We start from the raw sequence: 26,374 nt of genomic DNA, 5'->3' as shown, positions 1-26,374 counted from the left end.
GGGTCCTCCGGACTTCCAGGCAGCCTCCCTGAAGCGCCACGGCGGCCGGCCGGTTTCCCACGCTTCTCTGCTGCACCGCGGAAACGAAAGCGCGGCAGCTTTGTTGTCACGCGGCAAGACGTGAGGGGCCCGGGCCATGGATGCGCGTATCGAGATCGAAAAGCCGAGGGTGATGCGCCGGTCACGCATCCGGGAAGGTTCGCCTTTTCCGTTGGGCGCCACCTGGGACGGGCTGGGAGTTAATTTCGCGCTGTTCTCGGCCAATGCCACCAAGGTCGAGCTCTGCCTGTTCGACGATGCCGGGGAGCGCGAGCTGGAGCGGGTCGAACTGCCCGAATACACCGACGAGGTCTGGCACGGCTACCTGCCGGAAGCCCGGCCCGGCACTATCTACGCCTACCGTGTGCACGGCCCCTATGCGCCGGAGGAAGGCCACCGCTTCAATCCGAACAAGCTGCTGCTCGACCCCTATGCCCGCGCCATCGTCGGCGAGCTGACCTGGGGGCCGGAGCTGTTCGGCTACAAGCTCGAGACCGGCGACGACCTGACCTTCGACACCCGCGACAGCAGCGACCGCATGCCGCGCTGCCGTGTCATCGACCCCGCCTTCACCTGGGGCCGGGAGCGCAGCCCCGCGGTGCCCTGGGAGCGGACGATCTTCTACGAGACTCATGTGAAGGGCTTCACCAAGCTGCATCCCGGCCTGCCGGAGGAGATGCGCGGCACCTATGACGGCCTCGCCTCGGCCGAGGTGGTGGCCTATCTGCGCGGGCTCGGTGTGACCTCGGTCGAACTGCTGCCAATCCACAGCTTCGTCAATGACAGCATGCTGCTGGACAAGGGGCTGACCAACTATTGGGGCTACAACACCCTGAGTTTCTTCGCCCCGGCCCGGCGCTATGCCCGCAATCAGGCCTTCGCCTTCTCCGAGTTCAAGGAGATGGTGGCGCGGCTGCACGATGCCGGGCTCGAGGTGATCCTCGACGTCGTCTACAACCATACCGCCGAGGGCAACGAGAAAGGCCCGACCCTGTCCTTCAAGGGCATCGACAATGCCAGCTACTACCGGCTGCTGCCTGACACGCCGCGCTACTACATCAACGACACCGGCACCGGGAATACCTTCAACCTCTCGCACCCGCGAGTACTGCAGCTGGTCACCGACAGCCTGCGCTACTGGGCGACGGAGATGCGGGTGGACGGCTTCCGCTTCGACCTTGCCACCATCCTCGGGCGCGAGACGCATGGCTTTGACGAGGGCGGCGGCTTCCTCGACACCTGCCGGCAGGACCCGGTGCTGTCGCGCGCCAAGCTGATCGCCGAGCCATGGGACATCGGCCCCGGCGGCTACCAGGTGGGCGGCTTCCCGCCGGGCTGGGCGGAATGGAACGATCGCTTCCGCGACACCGTGCGTGCCTTCTGGAAGGGCGACGAAGGCCAGGCGGCCGAGCTCGCCGCGCGCCTGACGGCTTCCGGCGACAAGTTCAACCGCCGCGGCCGCAAGCCCTGGGCCAGCGTGAACTTCATCGCCGCGCATGACGGCTTCACGCTGAACGACCTCGTCTCCTATGACGAGAAGCACAACGAGGCGAATGGCGAGGACAACCGCGACGGCCATTCGCACAACCTGTCCTGGAACCACGGCGTCGAAGGGCCGACCGACGACCCCGAAATCCAGGCGCTGCGCGAGCGGCAGAAGCGCAACATGCTGGCGACGCTGCTGCTGGCACAGGGGACGCCGATGCTGCTGGCCGGCGATGAATTCGGCCGCACGCAGAAGGGCAACAATAACACGTATTGCCAGGACAACGAGCTCAACTGGGTGGACTGGACCGGCATCGACGAGGCGGGACAGGGGTTGGCCGCCTTCGCCCGCAAGCTCATCGCGCTGCGCCAGGGTTTCGCCGTGCTGCGCCGCGCCCGCTTCCTGACCGGGGCGCATGACGAGGGCGCCGGGGTGAAGGACGCCACCTGGCTGACGCCCGACGGCATCGAGATGGATGCCGAGCATTGGGGCGACCCGAATACCCGCTGTTTCGGGCTGCTGCTGGATGGCCGCGCCCGCGCCACCGGCGTCCGTCGCCCCGCATCCGATGCCACCCTGCTGCAGGTGGTGAACGCGCATCACGACGTGGTGGAATTCGCATTGCCGGAGCCGCCCGCCGGCCAGCGCTGGCTGCTGCTCGTCGACACCAACCGGCCGGAGCTGGACGAGCCGGAGCCCTTCGAGTTCGGCCACCCCTACATGGTCACCGGAAGGTCGCTGCTGCTGTTCGTGCTGCGGCCGGAGCGCGGCGGCGGTGCCATCCTGGCAGCGGCGCGGGCGGCCCTGCTGGCCGGCACCGCGCCACCGCCGCTGCCGGGCGCCGAGGCCTGATCCGCGAGGGGCGACGCGTCAGCGCCGCCCCGCCGCCTGCCGCGCCGCGACCAGGGCGCGGCGCAATCCTCCAGCGAATAGGGCTTCCGCAGCAGCGGCAGCCCGGCTGCGGCCACCCGGGCGGGCGCGCCGCCATAGCCGCTGTAGAGCAGGATCGGCAGGCCGGGATGCGCCTCGGCGAGTTGCTGCGCCAGCCCGAGCCCGTCCTGGCCGCCGGTCATCACCACGTCGGTGAGCACGAGGTCGACCGTGAGTCCTTCGGCCAGCGCACGGACCGCTGCCGGCGCACTGGCGAGGCGAGTGACGGTATGGCCGAGATGCCGCAGCGTCTCCGCCGTCAGCTCGGCCACCGCATCGTCGTCCTCGACCAGCAGCAGGTGCAGCGGCCCGCTCTCCTCGGCCGGCAGCGGCTGCGGCGGCACTGCCGGCGGGCCGGCCGGCAGTGTCGGCGCGGCGCGCGGCAGCAGCAGGGTAACGGTGGTGCCCTCGCCGAGCCGGCTGGACACCCGCGCAGCGCCGCCACTCTGCCGGGCGAAGCCATAGACCTGGGCCAAGCCGAGGCCAGTGCCCTGGCCGACATCCTTGGTGGAGAAGAAGGGCTCGAAGACCCGGGCCAGTACCTCGGGCGCCATGCCGGTGCCGGTGTCGCGGACCGACAGCCGGGTGAAGCTGCCGCCCAGCCGGTCCGGGTCGGTCAGCGCGTCCAATTCGACATTGCTGGCGGTCAGCCGCAGTACGCCACCCTGCGGCATGGCGTCCCGCGCATTCACGCCCAGGTTGAGCACCGCCAGTTCCAGCTCCGCCGGGTCCACCCGCGCCCACCAGAGATCCGGCGCGGCCTTGATCTCGATCGCGATATCGCCGCGCAGGGCGCGCGCCAGCAGCTCCCGCATGTCCTCGAGCCATGCGCGAAGGTCGAGCGGCTCCGGCCGCAGTGCTTGCCGCCGGGCGAAGCTCAGCAACCGCCGGGTCAGGTCGGCGCCGCGATGCGCCGCCTTCTCCATGGCATCCAGCAGCCGCTCGCGCCGTGGCGTCTCGGCGCCGCGCTTCAGCAGCGCCACGCCATTGGTGATGACGGAGAGCAGGTTGTTGAAGTCATGCGCCACTCCGCCGGTAAGCTGGCCGAGCGCTTCCAGCTTCAGCGTCTGGAACAGCCGCGCCTGGGCCGCCTCCCGTGCCCGCGCCTCCTCATCCACTTCCTGCCGCAGGGTGGCGTTCGCCGCGGCGACCGCCAACTCGGCGCGCTTGCGGTCGGTGATGTCGAGGGTCAGGCCAACCAGCCGCTGCGGCTCGCCCCGCGGATCGCCGACCATTTGGCCGCGTGCGGCCAACCAGCGCTCGCCGCCTTCGGGGGGCGGATCCGGTACTCCACCCGGTAATCCGGGCTCGACCGGTCGAGGCAATCCTGCAGCGCGGCCTCCACCCCGGCGCGGTCCTCCGGCGCGATCGCATCGACCCAGGCGGCGCGGCTTGGCACGACCCGATCGGGCTGCAGCCCGTGCAGGGCGAAGCATTCTGGCGACCAGCTGAGCGCGCCGGTGCCGAGGTCACAGTCCCAGAAGCCTACCCCAGCATGACGCTGGGCTAGGCGCATCCGCTCCTCGCTGTCGCGCAGCTGCCGGTCAAGCCTGGCCAGGATGGCGCGGTGCTCGGCCAGTTGCGCCTCCAGCGCCGCCTTGGCCGCTTCGAGGGATGCGGCACGCTGGCGCAGCGCCGCCAGGGCACGCGGCCGCGCGTGCCGCATCTCTCCGGCGTTGGCCCGTCCGCCCGGCGCTGGCTCATCCATGGCGCGGGTCTGCCTGCAACGTCCTGTCCCATCACTCATCGCGGGGTCAACGGGCCGTCGCCTGCGGCGTTCGCCAGGATACCGCGTTTTCGTTCGCTCGTTGCGGCCTCGACCGCGACGCTCCGGCTATGGCACTTCCACCGCATGGGCATGACCTTGCATCCCCGCCTGCTGAACGGGCGGACCGGCGATCCCGGCCTCTGGATCGAGGCGCGGCACCAGCCGGAGGCCATCCTGCTCGATTGCGGCGACCTCTCGACCCTGGCACCGCGGCAGCTGCTGCGGGTCGGACTGGTCGCCGTCTCGCATGCGCATATGGACCATTGGGCCGGCTTTGACCGGCTGCTGCGGCTGCTGATCGGGCGGCAACGGCGCGTCCAGGTCGTCGGGCCGGCGGGCTTCGCCGGGCGGCTGTTCCACCGGCTGCAGGCCTATACCTGGAACCTGGTCGACCGCATCCCCGCCGAGCTGGCCTTCGAGGTGACCGAGATCGCGCCCGGTGCGCATTGGGCGCGCACGCGCTTCCGACTGGCCGAGGGCTTCCGCGCCGTGCCGCTGCCGTCGCAGCCTGCCGTGGCTGATGGCACGGTGCTGCAGCTTGGGGCCTTACGGCTGCGTGCCGCGGTGCTCGACCACGGCACGCCCAGCCTTGGCTTCGCGGTCGAGGAAGCGGCGCATGTGAATGTCTGGCGCAGCCGGCTGGACGCGCGCGGCCTGCCGACCGGCCCGTGGCTGGCGGCGCTGAAGGCGGCGGTGCTGGCCGGCGCGCCGGACGGGACGCCGATCCCGCTGCCGACCGGCGCCCCGCCGCAGCCCCTCGGCGCGCTGCGCGAGCTGGTCGAGGTCACGCCGGGCGAGCGCCTCGCCTACCTGACCGATCTGGCCGATACCGCGGCGAACCGCGCCGTCGCGATCGCCCTGGCGCGGGATGCCGACATCCTGTTCATCGAGGCGCCCTTCGCCGCGGCGGATGCGGCGCATGCGCTCGACCGCCGACACCTGACCACGCGCGCCGCCGGCGAGATCGCCCGCGATGCCGGCGCGCGGCATATCGAGCCCTTCCATTTCTCGCCCCGCTACGAGGATGCCGAGGCACGATTGTTCTCCGAGGTCTTCGCCGCCGCCGGCCGCCCGCTGCCGCATTGACAGCGCGGCGCCGCGCGCCGCAGCCTGACCGGGTCCAAAAAGCCGCCGTCCCGTGCAGGACGGATCGTGGCAACGAAGACCGGGGAGGGACCCATGCACCTGCCACGCCGCGCCCTGCTGCGCGCCTCGGGCGCGCTGCTCGCCGCGCCTGCCGTCGCCCGTGCGGCCCTTCCGCAGGGGACGGTCCGCATCCTGGTCGGCTTTCCGCCCGGCGGCGGCACCGATGTCATGGGACGGGCGATCGCCGAGACGCTCCGCCGGCGCGGCAGGCTGAAGAACATCGTCATCGAGAACCGCGCTGGCGCCAGCGGCACGGTGGCCTGCGAGGCGCTGAAATACGCGACGCCCGACGGCACCACGCTGATGTTCGCTCCCAGCGCCTCGACCGTGCAGCCGGTGCTGACCTTCCGCAAGCTGCCCTTCGACCCGCGCACCGATTTTGCCCCGGTGACCATGACCGGCACGGTGCAGACCTGCTTCGTGCTGGCGCCGAGCCTGCCTTTCACCAGCTTCCTCGACTACGTCGCCTGGGTGAAGCAGGACCCGAAGCGCGGCAGCTTCGGCAGCACCGCGCTGGGCTCCTCCACGCATTTCTTCGGCCTGCAGCTCGGCGGCGCCTTCGGGGTGGAACTGGAACCGGTGGGCTATCGCGGCGCGGCGCCGGTGATCGCCGACCTGGCGGCCGGGCATATCAAGGCGGGCTGCGGCGGCGTGTCCGACTTCCTGACCCACCACAAGGATGGCGCCCTGCGGATCGTCGTCACCTCCGGCTCCAAGCGCGGGGCGACGACGCCGGACATCCCGACCATCGCCGATCTCGGCCATCCGGACCAGGCGAGCTTCGGCTTCTACGCCTTCTATGCCCCGGCCGGCACGCCGGCGGCGGTGGTGGCGGCATTGCGCGACGAGCTGGCGGAGACGACGATGGAGCCGGAGGTGAAGGCGCAGCTCCTGACGATCGGGCTGGAGCCCGAGGTCTCCACTCCGGCCGAGCTGGGCCGCATCCTCGCCGAGGATATCGAGCGCTGGCGGCCGGTGGTGGAGAAAAGCGGCTTCAAGGTGGACTGATCAACTGGATTGGCATGCCCTGGCGGCGTCGGGGCAATGCCGGTCCGGACTCCGTCAAGCAGGCCCTGAGTGTCTCCGCTCGGGACGATCGCCGGTCAGCGCCAGGGCTCGACCAGCACCTTGGCGTGACGCTCCGGGCTGGCCAGGTCCTGGAAGGCCTGGCGCACGCCGTCGAGCCCGACCCGGCCAGTGATCAGCGGCGCAACGTCGATCCGCCCGGCACCGATATGGTCAAGCGTCGCGGCGAATCCCGTCGCGGTGTAGCCCAGCACGAATTGCACGTTGAGCTGCTTCAGGATGCCGAAGAAGGGTTCGAAGCGGTCGGCTTCCATGCAGACGCCGACGATGACGATGCGGGCACCGGCCGGCGCCTGCTCGAAGATCTGCGCCATGACGCCGGGCATGCCGACGCATTCGAAGATCACCGCCGGGCGGCGCGCCGGCGACAGGCCGAGCAGCTGCGCATAGCGGCTGGCATCGTACCCGGCCGGGGTCGCCGCCTGCTCCAGCGCCGCGTAGGGCGAGGCAGCGGCGGGATCGACGACGATGTCGGCGCCCATGCGTCGTGCCAGGTCCCGCCGCGCCGGAGAGAGGTCCGAGGCGATCACCGGGCCGGTGCCCTGCAGCTTCAGCGCGGCGATCACCGCGAGCCCGATCGGGCCGCAGCCGATCACCAGCGCCACGTCGTCCGGCGTGGTGCGGGCGAAGGCCACGGCATGCACGCCGACCGCCAGCGGCTCGACCAGCGCGGCATGGTCGGGATCCATTCCGGCCGGCAGCGGCAGCAGCATGCGCTCGGCCAGCGGCAGGTATTCGGCGAAGGCGCCAGGGACATCCGGGTTGTAGCCGACACCCTGCACCGTCCTTCCGGCAATGGTCAGCGGCATCGAGGTGACGAGCGTGCCCGGCGCGAAACGGCCCTCGGTGCCCGGGCCGTTCGCCACGACCTCGCCGACGAACTCATGGCCGAAGACAATGTCGCGGTCGCGCGTCATGCCGAAGCGGCCGCCCGAGCGCTGCGACAGCTCGGCGAAGGAGTCGGCGTACTTCGCCGCGTGCAGGTCGGAGCCGCAGATGCCGCAGGCGCGGGTGCGGACCAGCACCTGGCCCTCGGCGAGGACGGGATCGGGGATCGTGTCGACGACGAAGTCGCCCTGGCGGAAGACGGCGGCGCGCATGCTGGTTCCCTCCGGTTTGACTGGAGGTTAGGCCGGGATGCGCGCCGCAGGAAACCGGCCCGTCAGCGCGGCAGCGTGCTGGTGCCCATCAGGAACTCGTCCACCGCACGGGCGCATTGCCGGCCCTCGCGGATCGCCCAGACCACCAGGGACTGGCCGCGCCGCATGTCGCCGGCGGCGAACACGCGGGGGACGGAGGTGGCATAGCCCTCGGTGTCGGCCTGCACGTTGCCGCGGCCATCCAGCGCCACCGCGGCGCTTTCCAGCAGTCCGGCGCGCTGCGGGCCGAGAAAGCCCATGGCGAGCAAGACAAGATCGGCCTTGAGGGTAAAGCCGCTATCCGCGACCTCCCGCATCTGCATCCGGCCGCCGTCGCGCACCCAGTCGACGCGCACGCAGTCGAGCGCGGCGACGCGCCCGGCCTTCCCGATGGCGCGTTTGGTCAGCACCGCCCAGTCGCGGGCGCAGCCTTCCAGGTGGGCCGGCGCGGTGCGCAGCTTGTTCGGCCAATCTCGGCCAGGACAGCGCCTTGTCCTCCCGCTCGGGCGGCTTCGGCATGATCTCGATCTGGGTGATCGAGGCGGCGCCCTGCCGCGCCGCGGTGCCGATGCAGTCCGCGCCGGTGTCGCCGCCGCCGATGACAACCACATGCTTGCCGCGTGCGGAGATGGTGCCGCGCGGCGCTGCCTGCTCCTCCGGCGCGCCGTGGACGCGGCGGTTCTGCTGCACCAGGTAGTCCATGGCGTAGTGGATGCCGTCCAGCGCGCGGCCCTCGACCTCAAGGTCGCGCGGCCATTCGGCGCCGCCCGAGAGCACCACCGCGTCGTGCTCGGCCAGCAGCGCCTCGACCGGCAGCGCGGTGCCGACCTCGACGCCGGTGCGGAACTCCACGCCCTCGGCTGCCATCTGCTCGACCCGGCGGTCGATCAGGTGCTTCTCCATCTTGAAGTCGGGGATGCCGTAGCGCAGCAGGCCGCCGATGCGCTCGTTCTTCTCGAACAGCGTCACCGCATGCCCGGCGCGCGCCAGCTGTTGCGCCGCCGCCATGCCGGCGGGACCAGAACCGACGACCGCGACGCGCTTGCCGCTGCGCCGCGGTGGCATTTGCGGCCGGATCCAGCCTTCCTGCCAGCCGCGATCGACGATGGCGCATTCGATCGACTTGATGGTGACAGGGCTGTCCTGAATGTTCAGCGTGCAGCTTGCCTCGCAGGGGGCGGGGCAGATGCGGCCGGTGAATTCCGGGAAGTTGTTGGTGGAATGCAACGTGGCGAGCGCCGTCTGCCACTGATCCCGGTAGACCAGGTCGTTCCAGTCGGGGATCATGTTGTTCACCGGACAGCCGTTGTGGCAGTACGGGATGCCGCAATCCATGCAACGCGCCGCCTGCTGGCCGAGCGTCGCCGCCGGCAGCGGCTGGACGTATTCGCGCCAGGTCTTCACCCGGGATTCCGGTGCCTCGTAGCCCCGGTCGCGCCGGTCGATCTCGAGGAACCCTGTCGGCTTGCCCATGGTCGTGTCCTTACTCGGCCGCCGCGGCCGGGGCCGCGGTCTCCGCCTGGAGGTCGATCAGCGCGCGGCGGTAGTCGGCCGGCATCACCTTCACGAACCGCGCCAGGGCGGTGTCCCAATCCTCCAGCAGCGCACGGGCGCGCGCGCTGCCGGTCAGCAGCAGGTGACGCTCCACCAGCACACGCAGCCGTTCGGCGTCGTAGCGCAGCATGTCGCCCATGCCGCTGTCCTCGGCCGAGACCGAGCGCTGGCGCGGCCGGCCGGGCGCATCCGCCGCCGCAGGCTCGGCCGGCGCGATGCCTTCCAGCGCGACCATCGACAGGTTGCAGCGGTCGCGGAAGGCGCCGTCCGGGTCGTAGACATAGGCGATGCCGCCGGACATGCCAGCGGCGAAGTTGCGCCCGGTCTCGCCCAGCACCGCCACCACGCCGCCGGTCATGTATTCGCAGCCATGGTCGCCGCAGCCCTCGACCACCGCGACGGCGCCCGAGTTGCGCACCGCGAAGCGCTCGCCGGCGACGCCCTCGAAATAGGCCTCGCCAGAGATCGCGCCGTACAGCACCGTGTTGCCGACGATGATGTTGGCGGCCGGGTCGCGCGAAAGGCCCGCCGGCGGCTTCACCGCGATGCGGCCGCCCGACAGCCCCTTGCCGACATAGTCGTTGGCGTCGCCGGTCAGCTCCAGCGTCACGCCGCGCGCCAGGAAGGCGCCGAAGGACTGGCCCGCATGGCCGGTGAAGGCGATGTGGATGGTGTCCTCCGGCAGGCCAGCATTGCCGAAGCGCCGCGCCACCTCGCCGGACAGCATGGCGCCGACGGTGCGGTGCAGGTTGCCGATCTCGCGGGTGATGCGCACCGGCATGGCGCCTTCCAGCGCCGGCATCGCCTCGGCGATCAGGCCGCGATCCATCGCGCGGTCGAGCCCGTGGTCCTGCGCCTCGGCATGGCGGATCGCCACGCCGTCGCGCGCCGGCGGCTGATACAGCAGGCGGGAGAGGTCGACGCCCTTAGCCTTCCAGTGGTCGAGCGCGGCGCGCATGTCGAGCCTATCGACCCGGCCGACCATCTCCTCGACCGTGCGGAAGCCGAGCTGCGCCATGATCTCGCGCATCTCCTCCGCGACGAAGAAGAAGAAGTTGATCACGTGCTCCGGCAGGCCGGTGAAGCGGGCGCGCAGCACCGGGTCCTGCGTGGCGACGCCGACCGGGCAGGTGTTCAGGTGGCACTTGCGCATCATGACGCAGCCGGCGGCGATCAGCGGCGCGGTGGCGAAGCCGAACTCGTCGGCGCCGAGCAGCGCGCCGATCACGACATCCCGCCCGGTGCGCAGCCCGCCATCGACCTGCACGGCGATGCGGCCGCGGAGGCCATTCAGCACCAGCGTCTGCTGCGTCTCGGCCAGGCCGATCTCCCACGGCGACCCGGCATGGGTGAGGGAGGTGAGCGGGCTCGCCCCCGTGCCGCCCTCGTAGCCCGAGATGGTCACGTGGTCGGCGCGCGCCTTGGAGACGCCGGCAGCGACCGTGCCGACGCCGATCTCGGAGACCAGCTTGACCGAGATGCGGGCGCGCTCGTTCACGTTCTTCAAATCGTGAATGAGCTGCGCCAGGTCCTCGATCGAGTAGATGTCGTGGTGCGGCGGCGGGCTGATGAGGCCCACGCCCGGCGTCGAGTGCCGCACCTTGGCGATGTTCTTGTCCACCTTGTGGCCGGGCAGCTGGCCGCCCTCGCCGGGCTTGGCGCCCTGCGCCATCTTGATCTGGATGTCGTCGGCATTGACCAGGTACTCGGTGGTCACGCCGAAGCGGCCGCTGGCCACCTGCTTGATCGCCGAGCGCATGGAATCGCCGTTCGACATCGGTTGGAAGCGGTCGGGCTCCTCGCCGCCCTCGCCGGTGTTGGAACGGCCGCCGATGCGGTTCATCGCGATCGCCAGCGTGGTATGCGCCTCGCGGCTGATCGAGCCGAAGCTCATCGCCCCGGTGGCGAAGCGGCGGACGATGTAGGCCGCCGGCTCCACCTCCTCCAGCGGCACTGGCGCCTCGGCCGGCCTGAACTCCATCAGCCCGCGCAAGGTCAGCAGCCGGCGGCTCTGGTCGTTGATGCCGGCGGCATAGGCGCGGTACTCGTCGCGCGAGTTGCCGCGCACCGCATGCTGCAGACGGGACACGCTCTCGGGCGTCCAGGCATGGTCCTCGCCGCGCAGCCGGAAGGCATAGTCGCCGCCGACATCCAGCAACTCGCGGTAGACCGGGTCGTCGCCGAAGGCGTTGCGGTGACGCTCCACGGCTTCCGCGGCAATCTCGGCGATGCCGGCGCCCTCGATCACGCTCTGCGTGCCGGTGAAATACTTCTCGACGAATCCGGTCGAAAGCCCGACCGCGTCGAAAATCTGCGCGCCGCAATAGGACTGGTAGGTGGAGATGCCCATCTTGGACATCACCTTCATCACCCCCTTGCCGATCGCCTTGAGGAAATTCTTCTGCACCTCATAGGACTTCAGCGGCAGCTTGCTGCGCTGGCGCAGCGTCTCCAGCGTCTCGAAGGCGAGGTAGGGGTTCACCGCCTCGGCGCCATAGCCCGCGAGGACGCAGAAATGGTGCACCTGGCGCGCCTCGCCGGTCTCCACCACCAGGCCGGTCTGGGTGCGCAGGCCCTGCCGGATCAGGTGGTGGTGGACCGCGGCGGTGGCCAGCGGCGCCGGGATCGGGATGCGCGCGGCGGAGACGGCGCGGTCCGAGATCACCAGGATGTTGTGGCCTTCCAGAACGGCATTGGTCGCCGCGTTGCACAGCCGCTCGACCGCCGGCGCCAGGCCCTCGGCACCCTCGGCGGCGGCCCAGGTGGCGTCCAGCGTCGCGGTGCGGAAGGCGTCGCCCGCCAGCTTGGCGATGCTGCGGATCTTCGCCAGGTCGGCATTGGTCAGCACCGGCTGCGCCACTTCCAGCCGATAATGCGTGCCGGCATGGTGGCCCAGCAGGTTCGGCCGCGGCCCGATCATGGAGACCAGCGACATCACCAGCTCCTCGCGGATCGGGTCGATCGGCGGGTTGGTGACCTGGGCGAAGTTCTGCTTGAAGTAGTTGTACAGCAGCTTCGGCCGGCGGCTCAGCACCGCCAGCGGCGTGTCGGTGCCCATCGAGCCGATCGGGTCGTCGCCCTGCGCCGCCATCGGCTCGAGGAAGAAGGCCAGGTCCTCCTGCGTATAGCCGAAGGCCTGCTGACCGCGCAGCAGCGCGGCGTCGTCGTTCGGCAGCGCCGGCTCGGCCGCGGCCGGCGCCTCCGGCAGCTTCCTCCAGCTTGAACTGGGTCGCCTTCAGCCATTCGGCATAAGGGTGCTCGGCGGACAGGCGCTGCTTGATCTCGGCATCGTCGATGATCCGCCCGGCCTCGAGGTCGAGCAGCAGCATGCGGCCCGGCTGCAGCCGCCACTTGCGGCGGATGCGCTCCTCCGGCACCGGCAGCACGCCGGCCTCCGAGGCCAGGATCACCCGGTCGTCGTCGGTGACGACGTAGCGCGCCGGGCGCAGCCCATTGCGGTCGAGTGTCGCGCCGATCTGCCGCCCATCGGTGAAGGCGATCGCCGCCGGCCCGTCCCAGGGCTCCATCAGCGCCGCGTTGTATTCGTAGAAGGCGCGGCGTTCGGGGTCCATCTGCGGGTTGCCGGCCCAGGCTTCCGGAATCAGCATCATCATCGCATGCGCCAGCGAATAGCCGCCGGCCAGCAGCACCTCGAGCGCGTTGTCGAGGCAGGCGGTGTCCGACTGGCCGTGCGGGATCAGCGGCCACATCTTGTCGAGGTCGGGGCCGAGCAGCGGCGAGGACATCCCGCCGCGCCGCGCGTACATCCAGTTGACGTTGCCGCGGACCGTGTTGATCTCGCCGTTATGGGCGAGGAACCGGTAGGGATGCGCCAGCTTCCAGGACGGGAAGGTATTGGTCGAGAAGCGCTGGTGAACCAGCGCCAGCGCGGATCTGCACAGCGGGTCGCGCAGGTCCACGTAGAAGCTGCCGACCTGCCCGGCCAGCAGCAGCCCCTTGTAGACCACCGTGCGGGTGGAGAAGGACGGCATGTAGAGATCGGCGCCGCGCGGCAGGCCGGCCTCGTCCGCCATGGTGCGGAACTTGTTCAGGGCCTGCTTGCGGATGGTCAGGATCTTGCGCTCGAAGGCGTCCTGGTCCGGGACGGCGGCGCTGGCGCCGAGGATCGCCTGGCGGATCACCGGCATCGCCTCGATCACCGCGGCGCCGAGGCCGTTGGTGTCCACCGGCACGTCGCGCCAGCCGATCAGCGTCTGGCCCTCGGCGGCGATGAAGCGTTCCAGGCTGGCCACCGCGAAGTCGCGCGCCCGGGCATCCTGCGGCAGGAAGCACATGGCCACCGCGTAGCGTCCAGGCGGCGGCAGGGTCAGGCCCTGGCCCTCGGCCCAGTGGCGCAGCAGGCGGTCCGGCATCTGGATCAGGCAGCCGGCGCCGTCGCCCATCAGCGGGTCCGCCCCGACCGCGCCGCGATGGTCGAGATTCACCAGGATCCGCAATCCTTGGGCAATAATGTCGTGCGATTTCCGGCCCTTGATGTCCGCGATGAAGCCGACGCCGCAGGCGTCGTGCTCGTTCCGCGGATCATACAGGCCTTGCTTCTCGGGCGTTCCCATACGGCTACTCTTCGGGCAATGGCGCGTTCAGGCGCGTGGAGGCAGGCGGACCGGCGTGGATCGTCAGCTTGCGGCGATCGATAACACTATCGGGAATGCCGCTGCCCGCCCATACCAAATGCCCGGGCCGCGCCATAGCCCCCTTGCGACTCGGGCCTACCCCGTCCGGTTGATCTGCCTCTCAGCCCTACCCTGTGTGGGCGAGGCGCCATGCCCGGCTACCGCTCATGCCGGATCGAGCCCGGTGCCGCCATAGAGCCAGGCAACCGTCTCGTACCAATCCTCCGAGCTCCTGGCCGACATGATGGCGTTGCGCAGCAGCGCATGCGCGCCGGCCGGGTGGTAGACATGCTCGCCCATGGCGCGCGACATCAGCTGCACCCGGGTGGTGCGCAGGACGCGTTGCGCCCGGTAGGCCTCCAGCGCCGGCGCGATGCCGCCTGCATGCGTGGCCAGCCTGTGCGACAGGCAGACCGCGTCCTCCATCGCCATGCAGGCGCCCTGGGCCATGTATTGCAGCATCGGATGCGCCGCATCGCCGAGCAGCGCGACGCGGCCATCCACCCAGCGCTCCACCGGGTCGCGGTCGCAGAGCACCCATTTCCGCCACTCGCTGCCGTGGCGGATGATTGCCTGCGCACGCGGATGGATGTGCTCGAAGCCGCGCATCACCTCCTCGAAGGAAGCCGGCTGGCCGGCCACCGGCGCGGGCGCGTCGTTGTGGTAGGTGACGACCAGGTTGAACAGCTTCCAGCCCTGCAAGGGGTAGTGGACGATGTGGCATTTCGGTCCGGCCCAGAGCGTCGCCGCGTTCCAGCGCAGCGCCTCAGGCATCCGCTCGGTCGGGATGACGGAACGGTAGGTGGTGTGGCCGGAGACGCGCGGCACGCCGTCGCCGACGACGCGCCGCCGGATCCGGGACCAAAGCCCGTCGGCACCGACCAGCGCCGCGCCCGCCAGGCGCTCGCCATGCGCCAGATGCGCCGTGACGCCGCCGCGATCCTGCGCATAGTCCACCACCTCGCTGCCGGTGCGGAGCGTGACCAGCGGGCTCTCTCGGCAGGCCTTGAGGAAGACGCCGTGCAGGTCGCCGCGATGGATCACCGCATAGGGGTTGCCGAAGCGCCGGCGGAATCCCTCGCCGAGGTCGATATGGGTGATCTCCTCGCCGGTCATCGCATCCATCAACCGGAGCTGGTCGATATAGACTGCCATGGCGCGCGCGGTGTCGCCGACGCCGAGATGGTCGAAGGCGTGGAAGGCATTGGGGCCGAGCTGGATGCCGGCGCCTATCTCGCCGAACGCCGCAGCCTTCTCCAGCACGCTGCAGCGAATGCCGCGGCGGGCGAGGCCGAGCGCGAGCGCCAAGCCGCCGATGCCGCCGCCGGCGATCAGGATGGGGGCCGGTTCCGACATCTGCGTCTTCTCCTGCGCGCGGGGAGGACCCTGGCGGCGCAGCGCGAGCCTAAACCCTCCGCTGGGATGATCCCTAAAGGGATTATTTCTGCCCGCTTGGCAGTCGTAGCGCGAGGGGCACGGCCAGCGCGCACAGCGCCGCCATGGCCCAGAAGCCGCCCGACCCGAACCGTTCATAGAGCGTGCCGGAAGCCAGCAGCAGCACCGCGGTGAACAGGCCGGTGCCGAGCGAGGCGAGCAGCGCCTGGGCGGTGCCGCCCAGCCGGTCCGGCGCCAGCCGCGCCAGCACCGCCATCGCCGCCATGTGCTGCGCCGCGAAGGTCAGCCCGTGCAGCAGTTGCATCGGCACCAGCATCGCCACCGAGGCGTCGAGCGCCATGATCGACCAGCGCAGCAGCCCCGCCGCGGCCGCAAGCGCGCAGGTGCCGCCCACCCCCAGCCAGCCCAGCAGCCTTCGCCCGAGCAGGAAGAAGACAAGCACCTCGGCCGCGACCGACAGTGACCAGAGCAGGCCGATGCTGCCTGGCCCAATCCCCGCCGCCTGCCAGCCCAGCACCGCGAAGCCGGCATAGAAGGCATGGCTGCCCTGGATCAGGCCAGAAACCAGTACCAAGCGGCGGAATTCCGGCAGGAACAGAAGCGCCCGCACCGGCCCGGTGCCGCGCGCGACCTCCGGCCGTGGGACCCGCAGCACCGCTGGCTGCGGCAGCAGCAGAGCCGCCCCGGCAGCCAGGCCGAAGCAGCCGGCATTCAGCCACAGCACGATCAGCGGCGACCCGGCCGCGGCCACGGCCAGCCCGGCCGCCGTGCTGGCTGCTATAAAGGCGGCCGCCCCGGTCCCTCGCACCAGCCCGTAATCGATGCGCCCGGGCCGTGCTTCGGCCGCCGCGCGCACCGCCAGCGCATCGGGTAGCGGCCCGACCGGGGCGGTTGCCAACGCATGGAGGACGCCAACCAGCAGCAGCATGGCGCCGCCACCGGCCAAGCCGTAGCAGAGCACGGCCAGGGCCGCGCCGAGCAGCGCCAGGGCCAGCACTTGGCGTGGCGCGCCGGTGCGGTCGGCGACCGCACCGGCCACCGGCATGGCCACCAGCCGCAGCGCCGTCCCCATCCCGAGGAGCAGCCCCACCTCGGCCGCCGAGGCACCCTGTAGCGCCAGCACCGCCGGCAGGAAGGGGCTCAGCACGCCCCAGCCGAGGAAGATCAGCGCGAAGAGCAGCAGGTAGCGCGGCAGCGCCGCCGGTCCACCCTGGTCGCCAGACGTCGCGGCCAGCCCGATGGGGCGCGTTTCAGCCATGCCTGGGAATAGCCCGCCGAAGCCGTACGGTTGCGTGCGGGTGACTGGAGGTCACGCAGGCCTGAGCGAAAGCGGCGGGGGTGCATCTTTCACGCCGCCGCTCCGTTTCACGCCGAGCCCCGCATGCCGCGCCGGCCGCCCCGAGGACCACCGCCATTTTCATGACCCGCCCGGCTGCGCCCGGCGCCGCCCTGCCCGACCTCCTGGCCGCCCTGCGCCTGCGCCTGCCCGGCATCGCCGAAGCGGCCGCGACCGAGGATGTGGAAGGCGCCTTCCCTGCTGGCTCGATCATCGCGCTCGGCGAGGCCGGGCTGCTGCGCGCGCCGCTGCGCCGGGCCCTGGGGGGCGGCGGCTGGGGGATCGAACCTGCGGGGGCGATGCCGCTCGCCAGGGCCCTGCGCCTGGTCGGCCGCGCCAGCCTGCCGCTCGGCCGGCTGTATGAGGGGCATGTGAACGCGCTGCGTCTGGTGCAGCGCCACGGCACCGCGGCGCAGGCGGCGGCGGCGGCGCACGACGCGGCGGCGGGGATGCTCTTCGCCGTCTGGAACACCGATGCGCCGGGCGAGCCGGCGCTGGCGATCCGCCCCGATGGCAGGCTGGCGGGGCGGAAGGTGCTCTGCTCAGGCGCTGGCTTCGCCACGCGGGCGCTGGTCACCGCCCGCCCGCAGGCCACGCCCGAGGCGCCCCCACGGATGCTGCTGGTGCCGCTCGCGCCGGGAGAGCGCGCCGACCTCTCCGGCTGGACCGCCCAGGGCATGCGTGCCTCGGCGACCGGCGCGGTGGATCTCACTGGCCTCGCGGTGGACCGGGACATGCTCGTTGGGCACCCGGGCGACTACCTGCGGCAGCCGGATTTCTCCGCTGGCGCCTGGCGCTTCGCCGCCGTCCAGTGCGGCGGGCTGGAAGCGGTACTGGGCGCGCTGCGCGAGCATCTCCGCCGCACTGGCCGCGGCGGCGACCCGCACCAGGCGGCTCGGCTCGGCCAAGCGGCTCTGGCGGCAGAGACGGCGCGGCTCTGGGTGCATGCCGCCGCCCTGCGGGCCGAGGCCGAGGTCGCCGCCGACGATGCCGCGACCTATGCCAACCTCGCCCGGACGGCGGTGGAGCGGGCGGCGCTCGACGTGCTGGAACTGGCGCAGCGCTCTGTCGGCCTGGCGGCCTTCCTGCGGCCAAACCCGCTGGAGCGGCTCAGCCGAGACCTCGCCACCTATCTGCGCCAGCCGGCCGCCGGACCGCGCCCTGGGCGTCGCCGCCGCCGACATCCTGGCAGCCGATGCGGTGCCGGGCGACCTGTGGGACATGCCGTGACCGCGGCGGGCATCCCGGCCGGCGCCTGGCTGCGGCGGGCGGAGCGCGACCTGCCGCTGGTCGATGACCTGGCCGCGCTGCTCGGGCCGGAGGGCGGCGCTCTGGTCGTCGCGCCGCATCCCGACGACGAGAGCCTTGGGTGTGGCGGGCTGCTGGCGGCCTGCGCCGAAGCCGGCCGGCCGGCACGTGTGGTGGTGGTCAGCGACGGCGCGGGCTCGCATCCCAACTCCCGCGCCTGGCCACGCGAAAGGCTGGTGGCGCAGCGCCAGGCCGAGGCGCGGGCAGCGGCCGGCGAGCTCGGGCTCGACCCGGCGCGCGACATCGGCTTCCTCGGCCTGCCGGATACCGCGGTGCCGCTGGCGGGGGCCGGCTTCGATGCTGCCGTGGCGGCGCTGGTGCGCGCGGCGGGCCCGGCCCCGGCAGCCTCTTCGCGCCCTGGCAGCACGATCCGCATCGCGACCACACGGCCAGCTTCGCCATCGCCGCGGCGGCGCTGCGGGACCTGCCGCGGGGCACGCGGCTCTTCGCCTATCCGGTCTGGGGCCTGGCCTTCGCGCATCCCATCCCCGGCTTCCCGCTGCCGCCCGAGCCATCCTTGCCGGCCCCGCCGCGCGGCCTGCGGCTGGATGTCGCGCGCCACCTGCCGGCCAAGCGGCGGGCGGTCGCGGCGCATGAATCGCAGGTCTCCGGCTTGGTCGAGGACGACCCGGGCGGCTTCCGCCTGCCGGCGGCCGCGCTGGACCTCGCCTTCCGTCCCTTCGAACTGTTCCTGGAAGCCGGATGACCCGCCCGACCCACTCCCTCCCGCCCGCGTATTTCGAGGCAATCTACACCCGCGACCCCGACCCCTGGGACTTCGCCGAGAGCGTCTACGAACGGGCGAAATACGACGCGACCCTCGCTGCCTTGGCCCGGCCGCATTACGGCCGGGCGCTGGAGGTCGGCTGCTCGATTGGCGTGCTGACCCGCGACCTGGCGCCGCGCTGCGGCGCGCTCCTGGCGGTCGACGCCGCCGCGGCGCCGCTGGAGGCCGCCCGCATGCGCTGCGCCGGCCTGCCGCAGGTCGCCTTCGGGCAGATGCACGTGCCGCAGGACTGGCCGGCGGCGGCGCCCTTCGACCTGATCCTGCTGTCGGAAGTGGTCTACTACCTCGACCCCTCCGATGTCGCCCGGCTCGCCGAAAGGGTGGGGGCCTCGCTGGCGCCGGGCGCGGAGGTGCTGCTGGTGCACTGGACCGGCGCAACCGACTATCCTCTGTCGGGCGATGCTGCGACGGAAATCTTCCTGCGCAGATCCGCCCCCTTCGCCCGCCCTACGCGGCAGTCGCGCGCCGAGCGCTACCGGCTGGACCGGCTGCACGCCATTCCGGCAGCCGCCGCGGGCTGAGCACGGCCCGGGCGCCACGCAGGGCGCCGAGCAGGGTCGTGGCGCGGCCGATCTCGGCGCCGACCTCCCCGGCCCGCAGCCGCCGGCGGTGGCGCAGCGGCAGGGCGCGGGCCTGCAATTCTTCCCAGGCCGACCAGAAGCGCGGAAGTCGGGTGATCTCCGCCAACGCCGCCGGCGCCAGCCCGAGCGCCAGGGCGAGCCGCACCGGATCACCCACGCGCGGCAGCCCGGCCCGCAGGCGGCGCAGCGCCCGCCGGCAGCGCAGCCGCAGCAGCGCGTCCAGCGCCGGTTCCAGGCTGTCATCCAACGGCGCCGCCTCGGCTTCGGCGAGCCGCCGCCGTAGCGTATCCGCCATGCCGCCTGCCGCCCGCCCGTCCAGCCGGCAGGACACGACGACGCGTGCCGCCGGGCAATGCCGCACCCGCATGTCGGCGCGGATCAGCGCCTCGAACAGCGCGCGGTCCTCGCCGACCGGCACGGCGGGCAGGCCGCCAACGTGGCGATAGGCGGCCAACGTCAAGGCGATGGATGCGCCGGAATGTGCCGCGTGCCGTGGCCAGGGGTCGTGCGGGTCGGGATCGACCAGCGAGGCCATCTCGTCCAGCAGCGCGGCGTAGCGGGCCTCCTGCGCCTCCCGCCGGCGCAGGCTACTCGGCAGCAGCGCCGCCTCGGCCGGGTCCGGCGCGATGGCGCCGGCCACCGCATCGGCGCCCGCCGCCAGGGCGGCGAGGTTGGCGCCAAGCCAGCCGGGCTCGGCCCGGCCATCGGCATCGGTGCTGAGCAGTGCGGCATGGCGCGGATCGGCCTCGGCCGCGAGCAGGTCGGCCGCCGCCTCCATCGCCGCGCGGCGGGCACCGCCAGCATGCGACAGGGCCAGGGGGAGCGACGCCTCCCGCACCTCGAGCCGGAAGGGCAGGCCGGGGGCCAAGGCGCGGGCGAGGGCGGCGGTGTCGTCGCGGCAGTTGTTCGCCAGCACCAGCACGGCGATGCCGTCGAGGTCGGGCTGCCGGGCGAGGGCGGCCAGGCAGTCGGGCAGGCGCGCCGCCTCGTCCCGCGCCGGGATGGCGATCGCCGCGCGCAGGCGGCGGGTACGGCGGCCTTGCGGGGCCACCGGTGGGGGAGGGTCGTGTCTGGCGGGCTGCATGGGTCGCCGTTGCAACGAGCGAAAGGCGTTGCCGTTCCCGCCCAGGGTGGTTGCCGGCGCTGCCGGATGGGTGCCCAATCCGCCCCGGGAAGAACCGGCGCTCCCGAGGGCGCCCTGGGGAAATGCCATGAAGCTGCTGTTCGTCGAGGATTTCCGGCTCTGCGTGCTGCGCGGGGAGGATGCCGCGGTCGATGTCTCCGCCGTCGTGCGGGACATCCCGCATACCGGGCCGCACGACCTGATCAACGGGCTGATCGCCCGCTTCGACGCCTACCGGCCGAAGCTGGAGGCGGCCGCCGCGGCCGGGCCGGCGATGCCGCTGGCCGGCCTGCGCATCCGCCCGCCGCTGCCGAAGCCGGGCAACATCGTCTGCATGGCGGTGAACTACATGGAGGACGGGACGCTGCCCGCCCCGGCGCCGATCAACGCTTTCCACAAGGCGCCGACCGCGATCATCGGCCCGGGTGACACCATGGTGCTGCCCGACGTGCCGGCGACGATCTTCGAGGGCGAGGCGGAGATGGCGCTGGTTATCGGTAAGCGCGCCCACCAGGTGCCGGCGGCCGAGGCGATGGACTACGTCTTCGGCTACGTGAACTTCATCGACGGCTCGGCGCGCGGGCTGAAGCCGGCCGGCAACAGCTTCTTCCAGATGAAGTCGCGCGACACCTTCGCGCCGATCGGGCCCTATCTGGTCACCAAGGACGAGATCAAGGATCCGCAGAACCTGCGGGTGCGGCTGACCAACAACAGCACCGTCATGCAGGACTTCAACACCAGCGACATGGCGCACAAGATCGCCCGCTGCATAGAATGGGTGACCTCGATCCACACGCTCGAGCCCGGCGACATCCTGGCCACCGGCACCAACCATCGCGGCCTGAATTCCTTCATGGATGGCGACCGGATCGAGCTGGAGGTCGAGGGGCTCGGCGTGCTGCGCTTCGGCGTGCGGGACGAGCTGAAGCGCACCTGGAAGCGGGAGACGCGGCTCGAACGCCAGAAGCAGGGCTTCGACACGCCGACGCCGCAGACCGGCGGCAAGTACGCGCAGGCCGAATAATGCGGACCATCCCGCAGCCGACGCGCTACGGGCGGATCTTCCCGCCCGATGCTGCCTGGCTGGCCCGGCGCCCGGCGGAGCCGGCGCTGGAGCCCGACCTGCCGATCGTCGATGCGCACCACCACCTGTGGCACCGGCCGGACCAGCGCTACCTGCTGCCGGAATTCCTCGCCGACCTCGATTGCGGCCATCGCATCGAGGCCACGGTCTTCATCCAGTGCCACGCGATGTACCGCGTGGCGGGGCCCGAGGCGATGCGCCCGGTCGGCGAGACCGAATTCGTCGCCGGCATCGCGGCGATGAGCGACAGCGGCGGCTATGGCCCGACGCGGATCGCCGCCGGCATCGTCGGCTTTGCCGACCTGACGCTGGGCGAGGCGGTGGAGCCGGTGCTCGAGGCGCATATCCGTGCCGGCGGCGGGCGGTTCCGCGGGGTGCGGCATTCCGCCGCCTGGGATGCCGAGCCCGTCATCGGCAACGGCCATCCGGCGCCCGGCCTGCTGGCGCGCGATGACTTCCGCGCCGGGCTGCGGCGGCTGACGGCGGTGGGCCTCGCCTTCGACCTCTGGGTCTTCCACACCCAGCTGGCGGAGGCGCTTGACCTGGTACGGTCCTGCCCGGACACGACCTTCATCCTCGGCCATTGCGGCGGGCCGCTGGGCTACGGCCCCTATGCCGGTCAGCGCGACGCGGTCTTCGCGCAGTGGCGGGCGGGGATGGCGGCGCTGGCGGCCTGCCCCAATGTCGTGGTCAAGCTCGGCGGCATGATGATGCGGCTGGCGGCCTATGACTACGGCACGCTGGCGATGCCGCCCAGCTCCGCCGAGCTGGCCGAGCATTGGAAGCCCTACATCCACACCTGCATCGAGCTGTTCGGCGCCGGGCGCTGCCTGTTCGAGAGCAACTTCCCCGTGGAGAAGATGGGCATCGGCTACGGCGAGATCTGGAACGCCTTCAAGCGTCTCGCGGCCGGGGCCTCAATGGACGAGAAGCAGGCGCTTTTCGCCGGGACGGCGGCGCGGGTCTACCGGCTGTAGGCGGTTCAGCGCGGCGCCTCCGTCCCGCCGCGCAGCAGGCCGTCCCAGCGGGCGACCTCCGCCAGATAATGCCGCTGCGCCTCGGCCTGCGCATTGCCGGGAATGCGCTCGGCGCCGAGATCGGTCAGGCGCTGCCGCAGCACGGGGTCGGCCAGCGCCTCGACCACCGCGGCATGGATGCGGGCCATGACCGCATCCGGCGTCGAGGCCGGCGCCATCAGCATCTGCCAGATCGAGAAGGTGGCGCCGGGCAGGCCGGCTTCCGCCACGGTCGGAACCTCGGGCATCACCGTGCTGCGCTCCGCGCTAGAGACGGCGAGGATCCGCGCGCGGTCGGCGCGCACCGCGGCGAAGCCGGCGATGCCGGAATCGAACAGCATGTCCAGAGACCCGGCCGCCAGGTCCAGCTGCGCCTGGCCGGAGCCGCGATAGGCAACCTCAGTCATCTGCACCCCGGCGGCGCGGAGAAACTGCAGCGAGACCAGCTGCAGCGCGCCGCCGCCGCCAGAGGAGCCATAGGTCAGCCGACCCGGCTGGCGGCGCGCGGCGTCGAGCAATTCCTGCATGGTGCTGTAGGGACTGGCGGGCGGCACCAGCAGCGCCATCGGCCCTTCGGTGACGGTAGTGACGGCGCGCAGCTCTGTCTCCGGGTCGTAGTCGAGCTTCGGAAAGAGCGCCTTGGTCGCGGCCTGGCCGACATTCGTGAAGAGCAGCAGACTGCCGTCCGCCGGTCCCTTCGCCACCGCCGCGGCGGCGAGGTTGCCGCCGGCCCCCGTCCGGTTCTCCACCACCGCCCGCTGCGGCAGCATCTGCGACAATCGGTCGGCCAGCAGCCGCGCGGCGACATCGGTCGAGCCGCCGGTGCCATAGGGCACCAGAATGCGAACCGGCCGGGTCGGCCAGTCCGCCTGCGCCCGCGCCGCCCAGGGGACGAGCAGGCCGAGCAGCGCGGCGCGGCGCGGCAGCATGGTCAGCGCGCGGCCAGCCGGCGCGCCTCGGCGGCGCTCGGCTTCGGCAGGCCAAGATTCCCGCGCAACGTATTGCCGCTGTAATCCCTCTGGAACAGGCCGCGCCGCTGCAGCTCCGGCACCACCAGCCGGGCGAAATCCTCGTAGGCACCGGGCATGTGGGTGGCGGCCATGACGAAGCCGTCGCAGGCGCGGCCGGCGAACCATTCCTCCATCTGGTCGGCCACCATCTTCGGCGTGCCGACGAAGGCATGGTGTTCCTTGATGGTGCCGCGGCCGGAGAAATGCACGAAGTCGGCGACGCTCGGGTTGCGCTTGCCGCTCAGCGCGATGACGCGGTCGCGGAAGCCGTGCCAGGAGAGCGAGGCCAGCTTGTCGTCGGTCAGCGGTTCCTCATAAGGCTTGCGCGCCAGGTCGTAGTTCAGCACCTCGGAGAGCAGGGTCAGCCCGTCGATCGGCCTGGGCAGGGTGTCCAGCATCGCCTTCTTCTCGCGGGCGACCGCCTCGGTCTCGCCGCAGACGACGTAGCAGGCCGGGGCGACATGCACCTGGTCGGGGTCGCGGCCCTCGGCGGCGATGGCCGCCTTGAGTTCCGCATATTGCTTCTGCCCGGCGGCGAGCGAGGGATAGACGACGAAGACCACCTCCGCCCAGCGCCCGGCGAACTGCCGGCCCCGGCCGGACTGCCCGGCCTGCAGCAGCACCGGATGGCCCTGCGGCGAGCGCGGCACGGAGAAGGGGCCGCGCGACTTGAAGTAGGTGCCCTCATGGTTCAGCCGGTGCACCTTGCCGCCGTCGGCGAAGCGGCCGCTTGCCTTGTCGAGGATCAGCGCGTCGTCGTCCCAGGCGCCCCAGTGGCCCATGACCACCTGCATGAACTCCTCCGCCCGGTCGTAGCGCAGGTCGTGCTCCAGGTGCTCGGTCTTGCCCATGTTCAGCGCCTCGCTGTCGTTCAGCGAGGTGACGATGTTCCAGGCGGAGCGGCCGCGGGTCATCAGGTCCAGCGTGGCGAAGGTGCGGGCGACGTGGAACGGCTCGTAATAGGTGGTCGAGTAGGTGGCGCCGAGGCCGAGCTTCGTCGTCGCGCAGCCCATTGCGGTGACGATGGAGATCAGGTCCATCTTCACCGCGCGCACGCCGTTCTCGACCGTGTTGCGGTAATCATTCGAATAGATATCGGGCATCGCCAGGCGGTCGTCGAAGAACGCCATGTGGAACTTGCCGTCTTCCAGCACGCGGCCGATGCGCTGGTAGTAGTCGGGGGTCAGGAAGTCGGTGGCGGAGGCCGGGTGGCGCCAGCTGGCCGGCAGGTTCGAGCAATTCTGCGCCTGCAGGAAGGCGATCATCGTCATCTGGCGCGGCTTGGCGGCCATCGGGTTTCCTCCAAGGATCTGCTGTCACGCATAGTCGTGTATACACGGGCGTGCAGTCAAGCGACGGGCCTATCCGCGGTCAGTCTGGCCCGCGTGTCCGGCGATCGGCCGGGCCGGTCGGCAGCGGGCGGGCGGAGCGGCGGCGCGAGGCGGCGCGCACATCCTCCGTCACCACCAGCATGCGGTTCTCCAGCGCGTTGCGGATGTGCAGCCGCGCAGCTTCCTCAGCCCGGGCCGCGTCGCGCGCCAGGATGGCGGCGACGATCGCCTGGTGCTCGGCCAGCGCGGTGGCGACGCGGCCGGGCGCGTTGTAGGTGGTGCGGCCCAGCAGCGGCACGAAGTTCAGCAACGCGCGCAGACTCTTCAGCAGGAAGCGGTTGTGCGCCGCGTGGTAGATGTGGTCGTGGAAGGCCTCGTTCTCGCGTGCGTGGGCGCGCGGGTCGTCGGGCAGCGCCTGCATCCCGTCCATAATGGCGCGCAGGATGCCGAGCTCGGTCGCGTCCGCATGGCGCGCCGCGAGCGCCGCCGCCGTGCCTTCGAGCGATCCCGCATGGCGTAGAACTCGGCGATCGCCCGCAGGTCGTAGACCACGACGGCGAGGCCACCACCCGCCGCGTGGTTCCAGCAGCCCTTCCGCCTGCAGCCGCCGCAGCGCCTCCCGCACCGGGGTGCGGCTGACCCGCAGCCAAGCGGAGATCTCGGTTTCCATCACCCGCTGGCCCGGCTCGATCGCGCCCTCGCGGATCGCCTCGTGCAGGCGCTCATAGGCCCATTGATTGCGCCCGCGGGAGGCGGGGCCCTCCAGATCCTCGGCCAGGTCGTCGGTGCTCATGCCGGGCTCCTAGCCTGGATCACGGCAGGGCGTCATGGCGGAGGATCATTGCGGCTCGATGCCGGCGAGCTTCACCCGCTGCCCCCACAGCGCCAGCTGCCGCTGCAGGAAAAGCCCGAACTCGGCGGCGGTCATCCGCATCGGCGCCAGGCCATGGCCGGTAAGCTTCGCCGCAAAGTCTCGGTCGGTCAGTACCCGGCCCAGCGCCGCCTCGAGCTGCGTCAGCACCGGCGGCGGCACCGCCGCCTGGGCGACCATGGAGAACCAGACGCTGGCATCGAAACCCGGCAGGCTGTTCGCCATCGGCGGCACGTTCGGCGACAGCGGGAAGGGGTGGCCGAGGCTCTGCGCCAGGGCGCGTATCCGCCCGGCTTCCGCCTGCTGCATCCCCATGCCGAAATCGGCGAAGGTGACGTCGAGCCGACCTGTGGAGACGTCCGTCAGCGCTTCCGTGCTGCCGCGATACGGCACCAGGGTCAGCTTCAGCCCGGCCATGTCGGCCAGCATCGCACCCATGATCTGGCCGCCGGCATTGCCGTAGCCGAGACCGAGATCGCGCCCGCGCGCGGCGCGCAGCCAGCCGGCGAAATCCTCGCCCGGCGCATCGGGCGGCACCGCCAGCACATAGGGCGTCTCGGCGATGGTGCCGATCGGCGCGAAGTCGCGGAGCGGGTCGTAGGGCGGGCGGCGCAGCGTGTGCGGATTGATGGCGGCGACCGAGGTGCCCATCATCAGCAGCGTGTAGCCATCGGCGGGCGCCTTCGCCACGACCTCGGCGCCGACCACACCATTGGCGCCGGGCCGGTTCTCGAGCACCACGGACTGGCC

At 71.6% G+C, this 26,374-nt stretch carries 20 protein-coding genes and 3 pseudogenes; 7 read left to right on the top strand and 16 right to left on the bottom strand.

Going from position 1 to position 26,374, the window contains the following annotated elements:
• Positions 1-136 precede the first annotated feature (136 nt).
• Complete coding sequence (gene glgX, locus ACQ86J_RS08740; protein WP_431270806.1) at positions 137-2,377, top strand: glycogen debranching protein GlgX; 2,241 nt, start codon at positions 137-139, stop codon at positions 2,375-2,377.
• 164 nt (positions 2,378-2,541) lie between these two features.
• On the opposite strand, the pseudogene ACQ86J_RS08735 reads toward glgX, so the two are convergent.
• Both ACQ86J_RS08735 and ACQ86J_RS08730 read right to left on the bottom strand, forming a co-directional pair.
• Positions 2,542-3,690: pseudogene (locus ACQ86J_RS08735) on the bottom strand (ATP-binding protein); the annotation flags it as partial.
• Positions 3,645-4,163 (bottom strand): PAS domain-containing protein, encoded by a 519-nt coding sequence (locus tag ACQ86J_RS08730; protein ID WP_431270805.1) that lies wholly within the window; start codon positions 4,161-4,163, stop codon positions 3,645-3,647. The gene ACQ86J_RS08730 and the pseudogene ACQ86J_RS08735, both read right to left, overlap by 46 nt.
• Before the next feature lie 150 nt (positions 4,164-4,313).
• Here ACQ86J_RS08730 and ACQ86J_RS08725 point away from each other — a divergent pair, with 150 nt between their 5' ends.
• Together ACQ86J_RS08725 and ACQ86J_RS08720 are read left to right on the top strand one after the other, a co-directional pair.
• A complete protein-coding gene (locus tag ACQ86J_RS08725) occupies positions 4,314-5,309 on the top strand; it encodes an MBL fold metallo-hydrolase (RefSeq protein WP_431270804.1) in 996 nt (331 codons plus the stop codon).
• A 93-nt stretch (positions 5,310-5,402) separates the two neighbouring features.
• Complete coding sequence (locus tag ACQ86J_RS08720; RefSeq protein ID WP_431270803.1) at positions 5,403-6,377, top strand: Bug family tripartite tricarboxylate transporter substrate binding protein; 975 nt, start codon at positions 5,403-5,405, stop codon at positions 6,375-6,377.
• Between the two features lie 95 nt (positions 6,378-6,472).
• Here ACQ86J_RS08720 and ACQ86J_RS08715 read toward each other — a convergent pair whose 3' ends face one another.
• From ACQ86J_RS08715 to ACQ86J_RS08675, 9 genes and pseudogenes are all read right to left on the bottom strand, one after another.
• Positions 6,473-7,555 carry a zinc-binding dehydrogenase gene (locus tag ACQ86J_RS08715; protein WP_431270802.1) on the bottom strand — a complete coding sequence of 361 codons (1,083 nt, stop codon included), beginning with the start codon at positions 7,553-7,555 and terminating at the stop codon, positions 6,473-6,475.
• A 62-nt stretch (positions 7,556-7,617) separates the two neighbouring features.
• Entirely contained in the window at positions 7,618-7,911 is a 294-nt protein-coding gene (locus ACQ86J_RS08710) for an FAD-dependent oxidoreductase (protein WP_431270801.1), read from the bottom strand.
• A complete protein-coding gene (locus ACQ86J_RS08705; protein ID WP_431270800.1) occupies positions 7,892-9,067 on the bottom strand; it encodes a glutamate synthase subunit beta in 1,176 nt (391 codons plus the stop codon). Before ACQ86J_RS08705 ends, ACQ86J_RS08710 begins: the two co-directional genes overlap by 20 nt.
• Positions 9,068-9,077: 10 nt before the next feature.
• Complete coding sequence (gltB, locus tag ACQ86J_RS08700) at positions 9,078-12,260, bottom strand: glutamate synthase large subunit (RefSeq protein ID WP_431272344.1); 3,183 nt, start codon at positions 12,258-12,260, stop codon at positions 9,078-9,080.
• A 187-nt stretch (positions 12,261-12,447) separates the two neighbouring features.
• Positions 12,448-13,722 (bottom strand): annotated as a pseudogene (locus tag ACQ86J_RS08695) (glutamate synthase large subunit); the annotation flags it as partial.
• Positions 13,723-13,947: 225 nt separating this feature from the next.
• Positions 13,948-15,138 (bottom strand): 3-hydroxybenzoate 6-monooxygenase, encoded by a 1,191-nt coding sequence (locus tag ACQ86J_RS08690; protein WP_431270799.1) that lies wholly within the window; start codon positions 15,136-15,138, stop codon positions 13,948-13,950.
• An 82-nt stretch (positions 15,139-15,220) separates the two neighbouring features.
• Positions 15,221-16,435, bottom strand: coding sequence for an MFS transporter (locus ACQ86J_RS08685; RefSeq protein ID WP_431270798.1), 1,215 nt, complete (start codon positions 16,433-16,435; stop codon positions 15,221-15,223).
• A 107-nt stretch (positions 16,436-16,542) separates the two neighbouring features.
• Positions 16,543-16,884, bottom strand: a complete 342-nt coding sequence (locus tag ACQ86J_RS08680; protein WP_431270797.1) for a hypothetical protein — start codon at positions 16,882-16,884, stop codon at positions 16,543-16,545.
• A gap of 171 nt (positions 16,885-17,055) precedes the next feature.
• On the bottom strand, positions 17,056-17,862 hold the full coding sequence (locus ACQ86J_RS08675; protein ID WP_431270796.1) for a hypothetical protein: 807 nt from the start codon (positions 17,860-17,862) through the stop codon (positions 17,056-17,058).
• Between ACQ86J_RS08675 and ACQ86J_RS08670 the strand changes: the two are divergent.
• Together ACQ86J_RS08670 and ACQ86J_RS08665 are read left to right on the top strand one after the other, a co-directional pair.
• Positions 17,755-18,090, top strand: a pseudogene (locus tag ACQ86J_RS08670) (PIG-L deacetylase family protein); the annotation flags it as partial. The gene ACQ86J_RS08675 and the pseudogene ACQ86J_RS08670 overlap by 108 nt on opposite strands.
• 433 nt (positions 18,091-18,523) lie before the next feature.
• Positions 18,524-19,129, top strand: coding sequence for an SAM-dependent methyltransferase (locus tag ACQ86J_RS08665; protein ID WP_431270795.1), 606 nt, complete (start codon positions 18,524-18,526; stop codon positions 19,127-19,129).
• Here ACQ86J_RS08665 and ACQ86J_RS08660 read toward each other — a convergent pair.
• Positions 19,056-20,240 carry a glycosyltransferase gene (locus tag ACQ86J_RS08660; RefSeq protein WP_431270794.1) on the bottom strand — a complete coding sequence of 395 codons (1,185 nt, stop codon included), beginning with the start codon at positions 20,238-20,240 and terminating at the stop codon, positions 19,056-19,058. The genes ACQ86J_RS08665 and ACQ86J_RS08660 overlap by 74 nt on opposite strands.
• 160 nt (positions 20,241-20,400) lie before the next feature.
• Between ACQ86J_RS08660 and ACQ86J_RS08655 the strand changes: the two genes are divergently transcribed.
• Positions 20,401-21,336: a fumarylacetoacetate hydrolase family protein gene (locus tag ACQ86J_RS08655; RefSeq protein WP_431270793.1), complete on the top strand. Its 936-nt coding sequence runs from the start codon at positions 20,401-20,403 to the stop codon at positions 21,334-21,336.
• Positions 21,336-22,373: an amidohydrolase family protein gene (locus ACQ86J_RS08650; protein ID WP_431270792.1), complete on the top strand. Its 1,038-nt coding sequence runs from the start codon at positions 21,336-21,338 to the stop codon at positions 22,371-22,373. Before ACQ86J_RS08655 ends, ACQ86J_RS08650 begins: the two co-directional genes overlap by 1 nt.
• Before the next feature lie 5 nt (positions 22,374-22,378).
• Here ACQ86J_RS08650 and ACQ86J_RS08645 read toward each other — a convergent pair whose 3' ends face one another.
• The 4 genes from ACQ86J_RS08645 to ACQ86J_RS08630 all read right to left on the bottom strand — a co-directional run bounded on the left by ACQ86J_RS08645 (position 22,379) and on the right by ACQ86J_RS08630 (position 26,365).
• Positions 22,379-23,341, bottom strand: coding sequence for a Bug family tripartite tricarboxylate transporter substrate binding protein (locus ACQ86J_RS08645; protein ID WP_431270791.1), 963 nt, complete (start codon positions 23,339-23,341; stop codon positions 22,379-22,381).
• Positions 23,342-23,343: 2 nt separating this feature from the next.
• A complete protein-coding gene (locus tag ACQ86J_RS08640; RefSeq protein WP_431270790.1) occupies positions 23,344-24,714 on the bottom strand; it encodes an LLM class flavin-dependent oxidoreductase in 1,371 nt (456 codons plus the stop codon).
• Between the two features lie 79 nt (positions 24,715-24,793).
• Entirely contained in the window at positions 24,794-25,546 is a 753-nt protein-coding gene (locus ACQ86J_RS08635; protein WP_431270789.1) for a GntR family transcriptional regulator, read from the bottom strand.
• A gap of 45 nt (positions 25,547-25,591) precedes the next feature.
• Positions 25,592-26,365 (bottom strand): Bug family tripartite tricarboxylate transporter substrate binding protein, encoded by a 774-nt coding sequence (locus ACQ86J_RS08630; protein ID WP_431270788.1) that lies wholly within the window; start codon positions 26,363-26,365, stop codon positions 25,592-25,594.
• Between the last annotated feature and the right edge of the window lie 9 nt (positions 26,366-26,374).

This window comes from Dankookia sp. P2 (assembly GCF_050632255.1).
GTDB lineage: Bacteria > Pseudomonadota > Alphaproteobacteria > Acetobacterales > Acetobacteraceae > Paracraurococcus.
This window is presented reverse-complemented; position numbering and strand designations above follow the sequence as displayed.

Excerpts from the sequence above, each read along its gene's own strand:
- glgX (WP_431270806.1), top strand. The coding sequence starts at position 137 with ATGGATGCGCGTATCGAGATCGAAAAGCCGAGGGTGATGCGCCGGTCA.
- ACQ86J_RS08730 (WP_431270805.1), bottom strand. The coding sequence starts at position 4,163 with ATGGATGAGCCAGCGCCGGGCGGACGGGCCAACGCCGGAGAGATGCGG.
- ACQ86J_RS08725 (WP_431270804.1), top strand. The coding sequence starts at position 4,314 with ATGACCTTGCATCCCCGCCTGCTGAACGGGCGGACCGGCGATCCCGGC.
- ACQ86J_RS08720 (WP_431270803.1), top strand. The coding sequence starts at position 5,403 with ATGCACCTGCCACGCCGCGCCCTGCTGCGCGCCTCGGGCGCGCTGCTC.
- ACQ86J_RS08715 (WP_431270802.1), bottom strand. The coding sequence starts at position 7,555 with ATGCGCGCCGCCGTCTTCCGCCAGGGCGACTTCGTCGTCGACACGATC.
- ACQ86J_RS08710 (WP_431270801.1), bottom strand. The coding sequence starts at position 7,911 with ATGCGGGAGGTCGCGGATAGCGGCTTTACCCTCAAGGCCGATCTTGTC.
- ACQ86J_RS08705 (WP_431270800.1), bottom strand. The coding sequence starts at position 9,067 with ATGGGCAAGCCGACAGGGTTCCTCGAGATCGACCGGCGCGACCGGGGC.
- ACQ86J_RS08690 (WP_431270799.1), bottom strand. The coding sequence starts at position 15,138 with ATGTCGGAACCGGCCCCCATCCTGATCGCCGGCGGCGGCATCGGCGGC.
- ACQ86J_RS08685 (WP_431270798.1), bottom strand. The coding sequence starts at position 16,435 with ATGGCTGAAACGCGCCCCATCGGGCTGGCCGCGACGTCTGGCGACCAG.
- ACQ86J_RS08680 (WP_431270797.1), bottom strand. The coding sequence starts at position 16,884 with ATGCCCCTCATACAGCCGGCCGAGCGGCAGGCTGGCGCGGCCGACCAG.
- ACQ86J_RS08675 (WP_431270796.1), bottom strand. The coding sequence starts at position 17,862 with ATGCGGCGCGACGACCAGAGCGCCGCCCTCCGGCCCGAGCAGCGCGGC.
- ACQ86J_RS08665 (WP_431270795.1), top strand. The coding sequence starts at position 18,524 with ATGACCCGCCCGACCCACTCCCTCCCGCCCGCGTATTTCGAGGCAATC.
- ACQ86J_RS08655 (WP_431270793.1), top strand. The coding sequence starts at position 20,401 with ATGAAGCTGCTGTTCGTCGAGGATTTCCGGCTCTGCGTGCTGCGCGGG.
- ACQ86J_RS08650 (WP_431270792.1), top strand. The coding sequence starts at position 21,336 with ATGCGGACCATCCCGCAGCCGACGCGCTACGGGCGGATCTTCCCGCCC.
- ACQ86J_RS08645 (WP_431270791.1), bottom strand. The coding sequence starts at position 23,341 with ATGCTGCCGCGCCGCGCCGCGCTGCTCGGCCTGCTCGTCCCCTGGGCG.
- ACQ86J_RS08640 (WP_431270790.1), bottom strand. The coding sequence starts at position 24,714 with ATGGCCGCCAAGCCGCGCCAGATGACGATGATCGCCTTCCTGCAGGCG.
- ACQ86J_RS08635 (WP_431270789.1), bottom strand. The coding sequence starts at position 25,546 with ATGAGCACCGACGACCTGGCCGAGGATCTGGAGGGCCCCGCCTCCCGC.